Consider the following 15065-nt stretch of genomic DNA (forward strand, 5'->3'; position numbering starts at 1 on the left):
CATGCGTCGGAGGATTTCCTTTTTGTGGTCTTTTTCCGGTTCCTGAAAAAAGATGCCAGCGGCTTTGGCCCTTTTCAGCACCTTGGGGTAGGGATCCAGGAAGCTTGTGACGCAGGATCGGATGCCTGCTCTGGCTGCGGCTTCGGCAATGGGAAGAAAGGTCCCGAGGTTGTGGTGGCTCTGCCCCTTGCTGTCCTTCCAGTGGCAGATGGGGTCAAAGCGCCAGACGAGGTTTTCCGGGCCAAAGCGCCGGGCAAGGGCCGCCATCTGCCCGAGCCTTTCATCAAGGGAAGGCAGATCCGGTTCCAGGACGCAGGGTGTATTGAGGGTGAAGTGCAGATAGACCCCCATGCCCCTGGACTCCACCTTCTCCCCGGTGTTTTCCCTTAAAAAGGGTCTGTAGTTTTTGGACCAGAAGACAAGGGCCGCCACTTCGCGTTCTGACACCGGCACATGGAAACGTTTCCCGGACACGGGATTTTCCACCATGAAAAAGCCCTTTTCCAGTCCTTCATGAAACCAGGGCAGGTGAAAGGCGGGAAGATCCGTCCTGCGGGAGACGGAAAGAATGCGGCGCAGGCCCATGACACGGTTCAGGGTTTTTTGAAGTCGGAAAAGGAAATGACCCGGCCTGCTGTTCCCCCATCCTTTTTCCGGTTTTCTGCGGCCTGAGTTTCTTCCTCGCGTTTCCGTAAGGCCTCAGGGGGTTCCAGTTTTTCAAGGCGGATGCGTTTTCCCTGCATGGTAAATTCCACGCCATTGATGTAAGTATCCCGGAGGATCCAAGTGAGGGTTTCCGGTGCTTCGGGAACCTGAAGGAGACGCATGGTGAGGTGATACCAGTCCCGCTTGATATCCGGTTCGATATCTTCAATGCGGGCGTAGGATGTGGGTTCGTCTTCAAAATAGATGCGTACGATGTCGCCGATATCCGTCATGGCTGGATGCTTTCCTTGATGATCCTCAGGGCGGCTGCCCTGTTTTTCAGTATGTTAGGGGTTTTCCGGGAATCCGGTCCGGAAAAGGCCCTGGCCCTGTGGAGCGTCCCCTGAAGTTTTTTTAAAGAAAGGCCCCAGGGACTTCGTTTTGGGACGGATCATCTATGGCACAGGACAGGCTTGACTGTCAAAGAGGAGATTTTGTGATGCTGCTTAAGGATATTTTTTCGAAAAACCCCATGACCTTCAGTTTCGAATTTTTTCCACCGGCCACGGAAAAGGGCTGGGAGAGTCTTTTCCATACCATTTCCGACCTCATGCCCCTGGAGCCTGCCTATGTGAGTGTGACCTATGGGGCGGGAGGATCCACCCGGGATCGCACCCACAGGCTTTTGGCCCGGATCCACAGGGAAACGCCGCTCACCGCCGTGGCCCACCTTACCTGCGTGGGGGCCTCCAGCGCGGAAATTCATGAAATCCTGAGCGGTTATGATGCCCTGGGTGTGCACAATATTCTGGCGCTCCGGGGAGACCCGCCCGCAGGCCAGGCCTTTACTCCGCACCCCGATGGCTTTCTATACGCTGCTGATCTTGTGGCTTATATCAAAAAGCATTTTCCCGGCATGTGCATCGGTGTGGCGGGTTTTCCGGAGGGGCATCCGGGAACGCCCAATCGTCTCCTTGAAATCGAATACCTGAAGGCCAAGGTGGATGCGGGGGCGGATTATATTGTCACCCAGCTTTTCTTTGACAACCGGGATTTCTATGATTTCCGGGATCGCTGTCTGCTTGCGGGTATCCATGTACCGATTCTTGCGGGCATTATGCCCGTGACCACGCGCAAAGGCATGGAGCGCATGGCGGAACTGGCTGCCGGGGCGCGGATTCCCGCAGCTCTGCTCAAGGCAGTCTACCGGGCGGAATCGGACAGCCTTGTGGAAAATGTGGGGGTACACTGGGCCACAGAGCAGGTGCGGGATCTCATTGAGCATGGGGTCCGGGGCATTCATTTTTATACCCTGAATCGCTCACCTGCCACCTTACGGATTTATGAGGCCCTGGGTGTGAAGAATTCGAGAAACCTTGGCCGCTGAAGGAGCTGCAATGAAAGTGTTGTACGGAACCGACGACGGTCGGGAGATGGAAGATCTGGATGCCTTTTCGGATGATGGAGACCAGGATGCGGACGCCTGGGACATGGAAGAGGAGCTGGACGAGACCTTGGCGGAGCATGGGGGAGAGGGCCTGGACGGGGAAGATGAGAGACCCTTTAAAAGCCGTTCCCAGAAGAAACGGGAGGTTAAAGCCCTGGAAGCCCTGGGCTTGCAGTTGGCAGCCCTGGGAGAAGGGGCATGGCGGAAATTCCGTCTTTCTCCGGAATTGTGCAGGGCGCTGGAAGAGATGGGCAGGATCCGGAGCCATGGGGCCCGGTGTCGCCATGAAAAGCGCATTGCCGCCCTCATGCGGGAGCAGGAGGAAGGCCAGCTGAAGGCCATTGTCCGTTTTCTGGAAGACAGGGAAGGAAGGGAAAGACGGGAAAAAGGCCGGATGCAATACCTTGAATCTTTGAGAGATCGTCTGGCCGCAGGGGACAGTGGCCTTGCTGCAACCCTTGCCGCTCTTCCGGGTATGGATCCCCATCATTTTCTTTTTCTTGTGGATCAGGCGGTGAAGGAAAAGACCCAGGGCCATCCCAAAGGAAGTCGGAGGAATCTTTTCCGGTATCTCAAGGATCACCTGCCCGAAGAAAAATTCTGAACGTGGGCCTTTCAGGTCTCAAAATTCCAGGATCGTCCCACAGCCAGGGCGCTGACCTTTGGGCCAAAGGCCTGACGCAGGCGGCAGTAGGCGTTGAGTCCGGTGCAGTGACCTACGGCCATGTGGTCAAAGGAAAAGGATCCAAGACCATCCACAACCTGATCCAGCCGTTTTTCATCCGCTTCTCCCAGATGAAGTCCACCCATGATGGCGTGGAAGTGGGTGGAGCCTGTGAGGGAAGCCACATGGCTGAGGGTGTTGATGAGCCCGCGGTGGGTGCAGCCCAGAAGGAGTACGACGCCCTGGGCCGTATCCAGGATCAGACCCATGTCGTCGGCCATGGTGTCCCCCTGGGCAGGTTCGCCTGCAAAGAAGTAGGACTCCACCTTTTCCCATCCCGTTTTCATGGGAACCTCGCCTGTGGTGCGGATACCCGGTGCGATCTGCAGGCTGGTTTCCGGGGTCTGGATCTGAAAACCCGCCTTTTCCAGGGTTTTCCGGTCAAAGGGGCAGCCGATGGGGATGAGGTTGCCCGGTTGTCTGCCCGCCCACTTGGGTTCAAAGGCTTTGGGATGGGCAATGAGGGTGCGGGCTTTCGGCGGATCGAGAAAAAAGGAAAGCCCGCCTACGTGGTCATAATGACCGTGGCTCAGCACAAGGGTGTCCACAAGACTTAAGTCCTTATGCAGGGCGCGGGCGTTGGAGGCCAGAACCATCCCCTGGCCCGTATCAAAGAGGATGTGGTTTTCAGGGCTTTCCACAAGAAAGGAAAGCCCGTGTTCTCCGGTGAGGGCCACGCCCAGGGTAGTGCTGTTTTCCGCGAGCAGGGTGAGGGTGATCATCCGTAGTCTTTCCTTGAGGGAGGGTTAGGGGGATCCGGTGGAAAAAATGGGGATGGGAAACCGGATCCCCTTGATGTTTTTTCACAAAGCCTTTTTTAGGTTTATCTTTTTTTAAGGCTCAGTGGTCACAGAGATTGATGCCGGTCTGGAGGTTGTTGCTGAGGAACTGGGTGACGAGCAGCTCCGGTGTTTCGCAGGGGGCTCCGGTGAGCACGCGGATGCCCTTTTCCGCAAAGAGCTGCTGGGCCTTGTGACCCATCCCTCCTGCGATCACGACCGTGGCGCCTAAGGATTCCACCCAGCGGGGAAGCACGCCGGGCTCATGGGGAGGCGGGGTGAGGCTTTCGGTTTTTTCAATTCTGCCCTCTTTGACGTGAACCAGGGCGAATTCCTGCACATGACCAAAGTGTACAGCCAGTTTGCCTTCAGCAACGGGAATGGCGACTTTCATGGAAAAGCTCCTTCATGGGGAAAATGAAAAAAAGATCCGATTAAGGAATACCGATCATGCCAGGGATGAATTCCGGAATCCGGAAAAAGGGCGAAGTTTCAGACCCAGTGGCCTTCCACATTGGGGCTTGCGGCCTTCTTGAGCCTGCCGTTCTTGTAATGCTGTACAGCGTCAATGACCCTGCCTGAAGCGCCCACCACCACGGTAATGCCTGCGGCCTGAAGCACATCAAAGGCTTTGGGGCCACAGTGTCCTGTCAAAACGGCCTCGGCCCCTGCGGCGGCTGCGGTTTTTCCCGCCTGGATTCCCGCACCCTGGGGCAGATGGAGATTTTGGGTGTTTTCCACAACGGAATAATCAAGGGTTTCCGTATCCACGAGAAGAAAACAGCTGGCCCGCCCAAAACGGGGATCCAGAGGGGCATCCAGGGTGCGACCCTGGGAGGAAACGAGTACCTTCATGGAAATCTCCTTACTGATTTACCGTGTACACAAAAGACCCGCCTGGGGCAGGCCGTTAAAAGCAGGAATCTTCTGCCTTTCCTTCAGTCATGGGGAAAGGCTTCATTGCATGGGAAGCCGGGATTGTCCCTCCCAGCAGGTCTTCCACTTCCCGCCAGATGCGACGGATGGCCTGACTGGCCGGGCCTGTGGAGACTTCCGTAAGGCTCTTTCCCAGGGTCATGGCGCGGGCAACCTCGGGATCAAAGGGAATGGGGGAGAGCAGAAAAAGACCCCTGGCTGCGGCTTCCCTGCCCATGCTTTCCGTCATCTCCGGGTTGAGATCCCACTTGTTCAGCGTGATACAAGCGGGAATGCCCATCTTTGTGCAGAGGTCTGCAAGACGCAGCATGTCGTGGCGTCCTGAGAGGGTGGGTTCCGTGACCATGAGCACAAGATCCGCCCCTGTCATGGAGGCGATGACCGGGCATCCGATGCCCGGAGGTCCGTCCACAAGAATGACAGGACAGGGTTCTTTTTCGGCGAGAGCCCTTGCCCTTTTGCGGAGCAGGGTAACCAGTTTGCCCGAATTTTCTTCTGCAATGCCAAGCCTTGCGTGGAGGAGAGGGCCTTTTTCCGTTCTGGAATGGAACCAGACGCCGGAGATGCGGGGTTCAAGCCGGATGGCCTTTGAAGGGCAGAAGGCCGCGCAGACGCCGCAACCTTCGCAGCGTACGGGATCGATGCGGGGGGGATGGGTGTCCGCAATGGCCAAAAAGGCGCAGACTTCCCGGCAGAGGCCACAATCGGTGCAGTTTTCCGGATTCAGTACGGGCAGGATACCGCCGGAAAAGGGTTCTTCGATCTCTACGCTGTGGGGGGTGATGAGGTGGAGATTGGCGGCGTCCACGTCTGCATCCACGAGAATGCGGGAAGAGAGAATGTGGGCAAAGGCTGCGGTGAGGCTGGTTTTTCCTGTGCCCCCTTTACCGCTGAGCAGAACAAGCTCTTTCATGGAAGCCTCCTTTCGGAAAGGGAATGCAGCTTTTTTTCAAGATCCCGCCAGAGCTGCTCAAAGGCTTTTTTGAGTTCCGGATCCTTATCCGTGAGTCTTTCTCCCCTGGAGTAGGCTTCTGCATAGCTGCGTCTGTAGGGGATTTCCATGAGAAGGGGGATCGATTCTTTCCGGGCATACTCCTGGATCAGGGTGTTACCCGGTTCCGCGCGGTTCAGCACAATGCCGCAGGGGATGGAAAGGTGACGGGCCGTATCCACGGCCAGCCGGAGATCATTGAGGCCAAAGGGCGTGGGTTCTGTCACAAGAAGGATGAAGTCCGAGTCCCGCACGGCTGCGATCATGGGACAGGAAGTTCCGGGGGGCGCGTCCAGAATGAGGGGACGATCTGCCACTGCGGCGCCCTGCACCGCCTCAATGAGGGGCGGGCTCATGGCTTCTCCCACCCGCAGCTCTCCCCAGATCAGCTCATGCCTTCCCCATTTTGCCTGGATTACCTCGCCGAGCAGACGCTCTCCATGCAGGATAGCCCCTTCAGGGCAGATGCGCAGGCAGCCGAGGCAGGCGTGGCACATTTCCGGAAAAGTCAGAAGTTTCTGGCCGATGGTCACCAGGGCGGAAAAGCGGCAGATGGCCTCACATTGACCGCAGAGGGTGCATTTTTCTGCATCCACTTTGGGAATAAAAACCTTTTTCGGACTGCGTCTCACCTCTTCCGTTTGGATGAAAAGGTGGGCGTTGGGTTCTTCCACGTCGCAGTCCAGAAGGCGCACGGGCATGGGGGCTGTTGCGGCAAGGTTCACGGAAACGGTGGTTTTGCCCGTTCCGCCCTTTCCACTGGCGACACTGAGAATCATGGTAAAGGCTCCCGGTATGGGGTGATTTCCTTGTGGGCGCAGCGGGGACAGGACTCGGGTCGGCCCTCAGGCCCGCTCTGTTCAAAGGCCCTTTCGCAGCCAAGGCAGAGGAATACCCGGGCCTTGTGCAGGGTGTATACCCCTCCTTCCACCCGGATGGCCTTGCCGTGGATCAGGGCATCGGCCACGGTTTTCCTGGCGTTCTGAAGGATACGGCCGAAGGTGGCCCTGGAAACGGCCATGCGTTCTCCTGCTTCTGCGTGGCTGTAGTCTTCGAGATCGGCAAGGCGCAGGGCTTCCCGTTCATCCACGGTCAGGACCACCTCATCAAGGTCCCTTAAGGGAATGCCCCTGGGTTTGAAATAGCTGACTTCGGGGTGGGTGGTGACAATGCGGTTTTTTTTGGGACGAACCATTGGACCTCCTGATATGAGCATATGCTCAATACTTGGGTTCATAAACGGAATGACTGGGCCAAGTCAAGGAAAAACATCGGTGCAGAGCAGGCTTGAGGCAGGGGGCTTTGCCATGGTATGCAGGGGAAAAGGAACAACCCCAACCCCAGGAGGCCCCATGCAGGGAATGTATGATGAAATTCGGGCGCTGGCCCGGGCCATTGTCCGGACTGCCCCGGTTCCCTCTTTTTATGAGGAATGCGGGCCTTTTCTCGTGAAGTCCAGGGTTTTTTTTGAAGAAGACAGGCAAGTGGGAAAAATCCGGGACGCGGTGGTTCTGCAACTGGCCGAGGACTGGGGCCATGGCATGGGCCACAGCCGCAAGGTGGCCGTGGAGGCGGGTGCCCTTGTGCTCATGGAAGGTCGGATTCTGGGGGAAACACCGGAGAACCTCATACGGCTTTTGCGTCTGGCCCATTGCGGCGGCCTTCTCCACGATATCTGCCGCAGGGAAAAGGATCATGCGGAAAAGGGGGCTGCGATGGCGCGCACCCTGCTGGAGACGGAAGGATTCTGTGGTCGGGACATCGGAGCGGTGTGTGAAGCCATTCGCAGGCATGAGGCTTTCCGGGATTATTCCGAAGCCCTTGCACCGGAAGTCTCCCTGCTTTCCGATTGTCTTTATGATGCGGACAAATTTCGCTGGGGTCCGGATAATTTCAGCCATACGGTCTGGGCCATGCTGGAGGCGGGGCGGGTGCCGGTGAAAGCCTTTTTAAAACGCTATCCCGAGGGGATTGCCGGAATCGCCCGCATCCGGGAAACCTTCCGGAGTCCGAGGGGCCGCCGTTTTGGTCCGGAATTCATCGACATTGGCATGGGCATTGCCGCCCGGGTTTATGTGGCCATCCTGGAACGCTACGGCAAAGAAGGGATGTGATGGGAAAGAGCCGCACCGGCAAAGGAGTAAGCAGACAGGAAGTCTTGTTTCCTTTGCCGATGCGCGGATCGGAGGCGGTGGCAGAAAACCGTTTTTGAGGCGGTTTATTTTTTTTCATGCCCCCGCTTTTTGGCGGCAATGATGGGTGTGTTGAGGACAAGGGCTGAAAGATCTTCCTGCCGGGTGATATCCAGGCGCAGGGAAGCCTTGTCAATTTCAAAATACCTGGAAAGCACGTCTACGATGTCATTTTGAAGGTTCTCCAGCATTTCATCGGAAACCTCAAGTTTGTCGTAGATGAGGGCAAACTGCAGCCTTTTTTTGGCCACCTCCCCAGGGGGCGCTTCTTTTTCCTTGAACATTCTGGAGAAAAGGTTGTTCAGCATATTTAAAAACCCCTTTCAGACCGGTGATTTCCCGTGTCGATGCCGGGTGATGTCAGATTCTCCGGAGTCCGATCTTGGAGCCGATGCGGTTCCAGAATCCCTTATTGTCCTCCAGGGGATCTACGATGGGCACTTCCGTGTTTCCGAGAAGGCGCATGGCAATGCGGCGGAAGGCCTGTCCTGCCCTGGAGTCCTTATCCAGCACCACGGGTGTTCCCGTGTTGGTGGAGGTGATGACAAAGTCGTCCATGCAGACAAGACCGATGAGTTCGATGGAAAGCACGTCCACCACATCCTTGTGGCTGAGCATGTCCCCGGACTGAACAAGCCTTGGGACAATGCGGTTGACAATAAGCTTGGGCGTGATGGATCGGGCATAAAGCAGCCCGATGATGCGGTCCGCATCCCGCACGGCGGAAACCTCCGGTGTGCAGACCACAACGGCCTCATCCGCACCCACCACGGAGTTTTCAAACCCCTGTTCAATGCCCGCCGGGCAGTCGATGAGTACCACATCAAACTCCTGCCTGAGCTTTTTGCAAAGACGGATCATATCGTCGGTGCTTAAGGCCGTTTTGTTGTCGCTCTGGGAGGCGGGGATAAGAAAAAGATTTTCGATGCGCCGGTCCTTGATGGAAGCCTGATGCACCTTGCACCGGCCCTTGGCCAGATCCACAACGTTGAAGACGATGCGGTTTTCAAGACCCATGACCACATCCAGGTTGCGCAGACCAATATCCATATCCACCACGGCCACGCGTTTGCCTTCCAGGGCAATGGCGGCGCCAAGGGCGGCTGTGGTCGTGGTTTTACCGACCCCTCCTTTGCCGGATGTGATGACAATGATTTTTCCTTCCAAGGTTCACCTCTTGTGGGTTGTCATGGCGCTGTCATAAGGGTTTGTGTGGGTCGTCCTGTCAGCGGGGTTCCGGCCAGGGCAGTTTGGCAAAGGGTGGCTGATCCAGATATTCGGCCACGACAATGGCACCTTCCCGTATGCATGCATAGTGAGGGCTCCGATTTGCAGACCCATAGGGACCGGTGCTGACCTGGTCGGCAATCTGAATCCGTGTGGGCCGGAAGTCGAGGGCGACAATGATGGCGTCGTTTTTTTCCGGATGTCCGGCCGCAGCGCTGCCGCAAAGACTGCCCAGGACAATGATGTCGCCTCCGGCCATAACTTCTCCACCAGGATTCACATCGCCCATGAGAAGAACATGGCCCTTGTGCTGAATTTTCTGTCCGGAACGGACGCGGCCGCACATCATGAGTACATCGCTTCTGCGGTTTTCCCAGGAACGATCCGCTTCCCGCTGGCGCTTGCGTACCTGCTGACTCTGGCCTGGGGACATGTCTGCAGGGGCTACGTCTGCAACCTGATATTCCCGCACAAGAAAATCTCTCAGAAAAGACACAAGCTCGCCTTCCTTGCCGCAGGCGTCTACGGTAATGCGGGCGCCGGAAGCCAATTGCCGGATGCGGTCAAAGAGGGGGGTGATTTCTGAAAGGATCTGCTCTTTGGGAAGGGGGCTTCCGATGTGGAGCCGGAGCCCGTCTCCCACGCCTTTTAAGGATACCAGCGGGTCCACCATAGGTTCTCGTCGCTTTCCGCAGGAAATAGAAGTCAGGGCAGGCCCCTGGGGCCGGAGGGGTTCAGGGGGAAGATATTCTTCGCCGAGGCTCCGGCTGCGCTTTTCCGTCTTCCTTGTACACCTTTTAAGTAAGGGCAGTGGATAAGCCCCGATCATGAAGCGGTGCAGACAGGAAAACAGGAAAGCCTTTTCCATACAAATTGTGGAAGAATATAGAGAAAGGGGCAAGGGGTGTCAAGCTGTGGGAAGTGCGAGGGGATCTGGAATCTGTTCAGGGGCCTCCCGGACGCCTGTCTCCCAGGGATGTTTTGGGAAAAAACGGCCGGAAGCGGGCATATCCAAAAAAAGTTGGCGCCTTTCAGGTTATCAGCTGGCGGATGGCTTGGGAAAGTCCCGCCAGGGTGAAGGGCTTTTGGATAAAACCCGTATGCTGAAAGGAAAGGGCATCCTTTGCAAGCTCATTCTGCCCATATCCGCTGGAGATCAGCACCGCAAGATCGGGAGCTTTTTTCCGGAGGGCCGTCAGTACGGTGTTGCCATCCATGCCCGGCATGACCATATCCAGAATGACAAGGTCAATGGTTGGGGCATGTTGGTCAAAAAGGGTGAGCGCCTGCTTGCCTCCGGACGCTGTGATGACCTTATGCCCGAGTTCCTCGAGAAGATCTGCGGCCACTTCCCGTACCATTTCCTCGTCATCCACCAGAAGAATGCGTAAGCCCCTGGAAGGCGGCAGGAGGGCCTTTCCACTGGGGTGGGTGCAGGGAAGATGGATAAAAAAGGTGCAGCCTTCGCCGGGAAGACTCTGCACGGAAAGGATGCCCTGATGGTGCTTGATGATGCTGAAGGCCGATGCGAGTCCAAGGCCCGTTCCCCGTCCCTTCTCAAGGGTGGTGAAAAAGGGATCAAAAACCCGTTTGCGTGTTTTCTCGTCCATACCGGCCCCGGTATCCCGGATACGGATGCGGACATACTCGCCACTGGGCAGTCTGTGGGGCTGGACAAAGGCATCGGTGAGAAGAATGTTGTCGGTTTCAACATAGAGATCCCCGCCCTGGGGCATGGCGTGGGAGGCCGCATTGACGCAGATGGCGAGAATGACTTTACGGATCTGGGAGGCATCTGCCATGACAGGTTTGAGATCAGGAGAAAGCCTTGGATGTACGCAGATATTTTTGCAGGTGCGTGAAAAGAAGGCCAGGGTATCCTGCACCAGGATGTTGAGATTGCAGGTGCGGGAGGTTCGGGTGTCGTCTTCTGAAAACCCGAGGAGCTGTCTTGTGAGTTCCGCGCCGTGTCGAATCTGCGCTTCCATTTTCACAAGGCGTTTCCAGGCGGGTGTGTCAGGTTCTGTGTGGAGCATGAGAAGGGAGATATTGCCCTGAATGCCCATGAGAAGATTGTTGAAATCATGGGCAATACCCGCAGCCAGAGTGCCAATGGCCTCAAGCTTTTCTGCCTGCTGCATCTGTTCTGCAAAGGTGGCCCTTTCCTTTTCCGCAAGGATTTTGAGGGAAATGTCCCGTGCAATGCCCCGGAAACCCAGGGTCTCCTGTTCGGAATTCCGGATGGGAGATACGGAAATTTCAAGGGGAAGGGTATGCCCGTCTTTGTGAAAAACATCCACATGGCTGAGCCCCTGGGTTTCCCCCTTTTCCAGGATATGACGAAAAATCATTTCAAGGCGCAGGGCGGATTCCAGTGGGCAGAGATCCCGGGCTGTTCTGCCAAGAAGGGTTTTGTGGCTGAACCCCGTAAGCTGGCAGAAGCTTTGATTAAAAAAGGTCAGTCTGCCCTGACGATCCGTTTCAAAATAAATTTCAGAAATGCTGTCCAAAGTGGTCCGGTAGCGGGCTTCCAGTTTATGGCAGCGGTTGCGAAGGCGTTGATTCTCCCGTTGCAGGATTTGGGTTTCTGTTTCTGGGCTCATGGTTTTTTCCTGCCTTGGATGCAGATTCCGCGCCTTATCAAGGCAGGAACCAAAGGATTCTGGCTTCAATACGGTCTTGGGGCTTTACACCGGAATACGGGGGATGCGCGGCATCAGTCCTGTGACCAGCTCATAGGCAATGGTCTGTACGCTTTCTGCCAGGGTTTCGGCGAGAATTTCCTGTTCCCCGTCCTGGCCGATGAGGGTGACCGTGTCCCCGACTTCAACGCCGGGAATGCCACTTACGTCGATCATGCTCAGATCCATGCAGATGCGTCCGCGTAAAGGGGCTCTGCGACCTCTGACGAGTACCTCACATCCATTGGAGAGCTGTCTGGGAAAGCCATCTCCGTAACCGCAGGCGATGGTGGCAATGGATGAAGGCTTCTGTGCGATCCAGGTGCGGCCATAGCTTAAGGAAAAGCCTGCGGGCACGGTTTTGATCTGTATGATTTTGCTTTTCAGGCTTAAGACCGGTTCCAGGGGAAAGGCCTGCCTGTCCATGGTGCTGGCGGGTTGTATGCCATACATGGCAATGCCGGGACGCACCATGTCGAGATGGCTTTCGGGAAGGCGGATAAGGGCTGCGCTGTTGGCCGCATGGGCGATGGGAGGCCGGACTCCCGCCTGCTCCAGTTTTTCAAGGATCTGACGGAAGGTCTGAAGTTGGGTGAGGGTAAAGTCCACATCATCCTGATCTGCTGTGGCAAAATGTGTGTACACGCCTTGAATGCGGAGACCGGGAAGGGCCCGGATTTTTTTCACAGTGGATACGGGGTCGGAAAGGGGCTGACCTGTGAAACCCAATCTGCCCATGCCAGTGTCAAATTTGAGGTGTACGGGCAGGGTTTTCCCGGAAGCCAAGGCCGTTTCCGACATGCGCTGGGCATCTTCCATGCTGCATATGGAGGGGATGAGACGGTAGCGGATCATTTCTTTGATGTGGCAGGAAAGGGTATGGCCGAAGACGAGTATGGGCGCTGCAAAGCCAGCGGTTCTCAGGCGTATGCCCTCTTCCATGCGGGCGACGCCCAGGCTGGCTGCGCCATGGGCCAGAGCCGTGCGTGCGACTTCCGTTGCTCCATGACCATAGCCGTCGGCCTTGACCACAGCCATGAGAGAAGCTGTGGGGGACGACCTTTTGCGCAGGGCGCGTATGTTACGGGCAAGGGCGTCCAGCCTGATTTCCGCCCAGATCAGATGCTCATCCATTACCGTTCTCCGTGAAAAAAGGCCTGAAAATTGAAAACACTCCTTTCCTTATGGCCTTGTCGGGATGCTGTCAAGGGAGGGGAAGAAGATGAGGGGCTGGGTCTTTTTTTTGAAAAAAGCTCCCTTGCGGATTCTTCCGCAAGGGAGCTTGAGAAAGTTTTCGTCGGTAAGAAGGCAGATCAGATATCCAGGGTCCAGAGGGAACTCACCGCAGGACCACCGCCTACGCAGAGCGAAGCGCCGCCGAGACGCGCTCCCCGGCGTTTCATTTCATGGTAGAGAGAAACCACAATGCGCAGCCCGGTGCAGCCCACGGGATGGCCCAGGGCGATGCCCGAACCATTGGCATTGACCTTTTCCATATCGAGTTTCATGCCGAAATCCGTCTCCAGCATGCGTCCGACTCCCAGCCATTGGGCGGCGAAGGCTTCGTTGATTTCCCAGTAATCAATGGCGTCAAAGGAAAGCCCTGCCTGTTTCAGGCATTTGGGAATGCAGACCGCAGGCCCAAGCCCCATGACCTTGGGATCCACCCCCATGTCACAGATGTTGACCAGTTTCATCAGAGGTTTGAGCCCAAGATCCAGGGCTGCCTTTTTGGACATGAGTACCATGGCCGCGGCCCCGTCGTTGAGCCCTGAGGCGTTAGCCGCTGTGACCACACCGCCTTTTTTGAAGGCTGAGGGCAGTTTGGCCATGGATTCCCCGCTGGCATCGAGGATGGGATGTTCATCCGTGTCAAAGATGAGAGTCTTTTTGCGGGAGGCAATTTCAACGGGCACGATTTCTTCTTTGAAAGTGCCCTTTTCAATGGCCGCCTTGGCCCGGAGGTGGCTGGTGAGGGCCAGGGCATCGCATTCTTCCCGGGTGATGCCGTACTGCTCTGCGATGTTTTCCGCCGTAAGCCCCATATGACCGGGTACCAGCTCATCCACAAGTCCGTCGTGGAGCATCTGATCTTCAATCTGACCAGGCCCCATGCGATACCCCATGCGGCCCTTGGGCAGCAGGTAAGGGGCGTTGGTCATGCTTTCCGTACCCACAATGAGGGCGCTGCGGGTTTTGCCCAGCATGATGCTGTGGGCTGCGACTTCGATGGCTCGCATGCCTGAGGCGCAATTCTGGTTGATGGATACGGCGCTGCTTTCATTGGAAAGACCGATGCGCATGGCCACCTGACGTGCGGGCAGAGAGCCCTGCATGCCGGGAAAGACCTGGCCCATGCAGATTTCATCAATCTGATCTGGGGCTATGCCCGCGCGCGCTATGGCGTGACGACCTGCGGTCATGGCCAGCTCGCGGGCGGAAACATCTTTGAGGCCGCCCATGAATTTGGCGATGGCCGTGCGGCAGGCACTGACTGCAACAACTTCCTGGATTTCCATCTAACGTGTCCTCCATCAGGGTTGGGTATGATATAGGTATATGCCGTATGAGCAGAAAATTGGGATGTGGGAGCTTCATAATCTCTGTTTTTGAGGCGAGTATGGCATCCACAGGGCGTATCCGTCATAAGAATGGAGAACACTAATCAGAAGAAGGGGCTTGTGTCAATACCAGGGAAACCTGGGGCCGGGCCTGTTTGGCCCGGAAGGCAGGGAAGCGGATTTTTTTTAGCGGATGTCGCAGCAGCCGACGTGGGGGGCAATGACCTCCCGGAGTTTTTCCATTTCATCGGGATTCAATCCCCGCCCCTTTTCCAGGAAGAATTGGGAATCGAGGAGGGTGGCCTGGGAAAAGTGCTGAAGCGCATAGCGCTGGGCGCCTCGGATCAGGGGGAGGATGCGCAGGATGCGTTCTTCTGAAATAAAGGGTGCTACACAGGTGCTTCGGAATTCATGGTCAAGGCCGCTTTCAAGGATCAGGCGGATGCTTTTCACAAGGGCTTCGGCCACAGAGAGGCCTGAGAGAAAAGGGGTGTAGTTTTCAGGATCCGTCTTGATATCCATGGCGATGAAATCCACAAGGTTTTCGGAAAGAAGACGGCGGAGCATCTCCGGACGGGATCCGTTGGTGTCGAGCTTGACGGGGTAGCCCAGGGCTTTCACCTTCCTGCAAAAGGAGATGAGGTCGTTATGGAGGGTGGGTTCTCCGCCGGTGATGGCGACACCTTCAATGAGTCCCTGACGTTTTTCAAGGAAAAGGAGGATCTCTTCTTCGGAAAAATCCTGGCTTCCGGCCATGGGGATGAGACTGGGATTGTGGCAGTAGGGGCAGTGAAAATTGCAGCCCTGGGTAAAGAGAAGGGCGGCAATTCTGCCGGGAAAATCGATGAGGGAGTTTTTCTGAAGTCCACCGAAGCGCATGGG

18 protein-coding genes are annotated in these 15065 nt (G+C 56.4%); 3 read left to right on the forward strand and 15 right to left on the reverse strand.

The window, feature by feature from the left end; translation table 11 throughout:
* Positions 1-585 (reverse strand): DUF1848 family protein (locus RBR60_RS12180; RefSeq protein WP_320357140.1); only part of this gene is annotated, 585 nt, incomplete at its 3' end.
* 8 nt (positions 586-593) lie between these two features.
* The gene (locus RBR60_RS12185) at positions 594-938 is read right to left on the reverse strand and encodes a hypothetical protein (protein WP_320357142.1); all 345 of its coding nucleotides are present in this window, start codon (positions 936-938) and stop codon (positions 594-596) included.
* A gap of 206 nt (positions 939-1144) precedes the next feature.
* On the opposite strand from RBR60_RS12185, the gene metF reads away from it, so the two are divergent.
* Both metF and yjgA read left to right on the forward strand, forming a co-directional pair.
* Positions 1145-2032 carry a methylenetetrahydrofolate reductase [NAD(P)H] gene (gene metF / locus RBR60_RS12190; protein ID WP_320357144.1) on the forward strand — a complete coding sequence of 296 codons (888 nt, stop codon included), beginning with the start codon at positions 1145-1147 and terminating at the stop codon, positions 2030-2032.
* Positions 2033-2042: 10 nt separating this feature from the next.
* Entirely contained in the window at positions 2043-2696 is a 654-nt protein-coding gene (gene yjgA, locus RBR60_RS12195) for a ribosome biogenesis factor YjgA (protein ID WP_320357146.1), read from the forward strand.
* A gap of 11 nt (positions 2697-2707) precedes the next feature.
* Here yjgA and RBR60_RS12200 read toward each other — a convergent pair whose 3' ends face one another.
* The 6 genes from RBR60_RS12200 to RBR60_RS12225 all read right to left on the reverse strand — a co-directional run bounded on the left by RBR60_RS12200 (position 2708) and on the right by RBR60_RS12225 (position 6717).
* A complete protein-coding gene (locus RBR60_RS12200) occupies positions 2708-3538 on the reverse strand; it encodes an MBL fold metallo-hydrolase (RefSeq protein ID WP_320357148.1) in 831 nt (276 codons plus the stop codon).
* Between the two features lie 118 nt (positions 3539-3656).
* Positions 3657-3989 carry a NifB/NifX family molybdenum-iron cluster-binding protein gene (locus tag RBR60_RS12205; RefSeq protein WP_320357150.1) on the reverse strand — a complete coding sequence of 111 codons (333 nt, stop codon included), beginning with the start codon at positions 3987-3989 and terminating at the stop codon, positions 3657-3659.
* Between the two features lie 98 nt (positions 3990-4087).
* Positions 4088-4450, reverse strand: coding sequence for a NifB/NifX family molybdenum-iron cluster-binding protein (locus RBR60_RS12210; protein ID WP_320357152.1), 363 nt, complete (start codon positions 4448-4450; stop codon positions 4088-4090).
* Positions 4451-4505: 55 nt separating this feature from the next.
* Positions 4506-5444 carry an ATP-binding protein gene (locus RBR60_RS12215; RefSeq protein ID WP_320357154.1) on the reverse strand — a complete coding sequence of 313 codons (939 nt, stop codon included), beginning with the start codon at positions 5442-5444 and terminating at the stop codon, positions 4506-4508.
* Positions 5441-6301 carry an ATP-binding protein gene (locus RBR60_RS12220; protein WP_320357156.1) on the reverse strand — a complete coding sequence of 287 codons (861 nt, stop codon included), beginning with the start codon at positions 6299-6301 and terminating at the stop codon, positions 5441-5443. The genes RBR60_RS12215 and RBR60_RS12220 overlap by 4 nt, the downstream gene beginning before the upstream one ends.
* Positions 6298-6717, reverse strand: coding sequence for a DUF134 domain-containing protein (locus RBR60_RS12225; protein ID WP_320357158.1), 420 nt, complete (start codon positions 6715-6717; stop codon positions 6298-6300). Before RBR60_RS12225 ends, RBR60_RS12220 begins: the two co-directional genes overlap by 4 nt.
* Positions 6718-6874: 157 nt before the next feature.
* Here RBR60_RS12225 and RBR60_RS12230 point away from each other — a divergent pair, with 157 nt between their 5' ends.
* On the forward strand, positions 6875-7636 hold the full coding sequence (locus RBR60_RS12230; RefSeq protein ID WP_320357160.1) for an HD domain-containing protein: 762 nt from the start codon (positions 6875-6877) through the stop codon (positions 7634-7636).
* 104 nt (positions 7637-7740) lie between these two features.
* Here RBR60_RS12230 and minE read toward each other — a convergent pair whose 3' ends face one another.
* The 7 genes from minE to RBR60_RS12265 all read right to left on the reverse strand — a co-directional run bounded on the left by minE (position 7741) and on the right by RBR60_RS12265 (position 15062).
* Positions 7741-8022, reverse strand: coding sequence for a cell division topological specificity factor MinE (gene minE, locus RBR60_RS12235; RefSeq protein WP_320357162.1), 282 nt, complete (start codon positions 8020-8022; stop codon positions 7741-7743).
* A 52-nt stretch (positions 8023-8074) separates the two neighbouring features.
* Positions 8075-8881 (reverse strand): septum site-determining protein MinD, encoded by an 807-nt coding sequence (gene minD, locus RBR60_RS12240; protein ID WP_320357164.1) that lies wholly within the window; start codon positions 8879-8881, stop codon positions 8075-8077.
* A gap of 58 nt (positions 8882-8939) precedes the next feature.
* Complete coding sequence (gene minC / locus RBR60_RS12245; protein ID WP_320357166.1) at positions 8940-9614, reverse strand: septum site-determining protein MinC; 675 nt, start codon at positions 9612-9614, stop codon at positions 8940-8942.
* 358 nt (positions 9615-9972) lie between these two features.
* Positions 9973-11544, reverse strand: coding sequence for a response regulator (locus RBR60_RS12250; protein WP_320357168.1), 1572 nt, complete (start codon positions 11542-11544; stop codon positions 9973-9975).
* Between the two features lie 84 nt (positions 11545-11628).
* Positions 11629-12756, reverse strand: coding sequence for an alanine racemase (alr, locus tag RBR60_RS12255; protein WP_320357170.1), 1128 nt, complete (start codon positions 12754-12756; stop codon positions 11629-11631).
* Positions 12757-12935: 179 nt separating this feature from the next.
* Positions 12936-14141, reverse strand: a complete 1206-nt coding sequence (locus tag RBR60_RS12260) for an acetyl-CoA C-acyltransferase (RefSeq protein WP_320357172.1) — start codon at positions 14139-14141, stop codon at positions 12936-12938.
* A gap of 228 nt (positions 14142-14369) precedes the next feature.
* Positions 14370-15062: an anaerobic ribonucleoside-triphosphate reductase activating protein gene (locus RBR60_RS12265; RefSeq protein ID WP_320357175.1), complete on the reverse strand. Its 693-nt coding sequence runs from the start codon at positions 15060-15062 to the stop codon at positions 14370-14372.
* Positions 15063-15065: the final 3 nt, after the last annotated feature.

Source organism: Desulfobotulus sp., from assembly GCF_034006065.1.
Classification (GTDB): domain Bacteria; phylum Desulfobacterota; class Desulfobacteria; order Desulfobacterales; family ASO4-4; genus Desulfobotulus.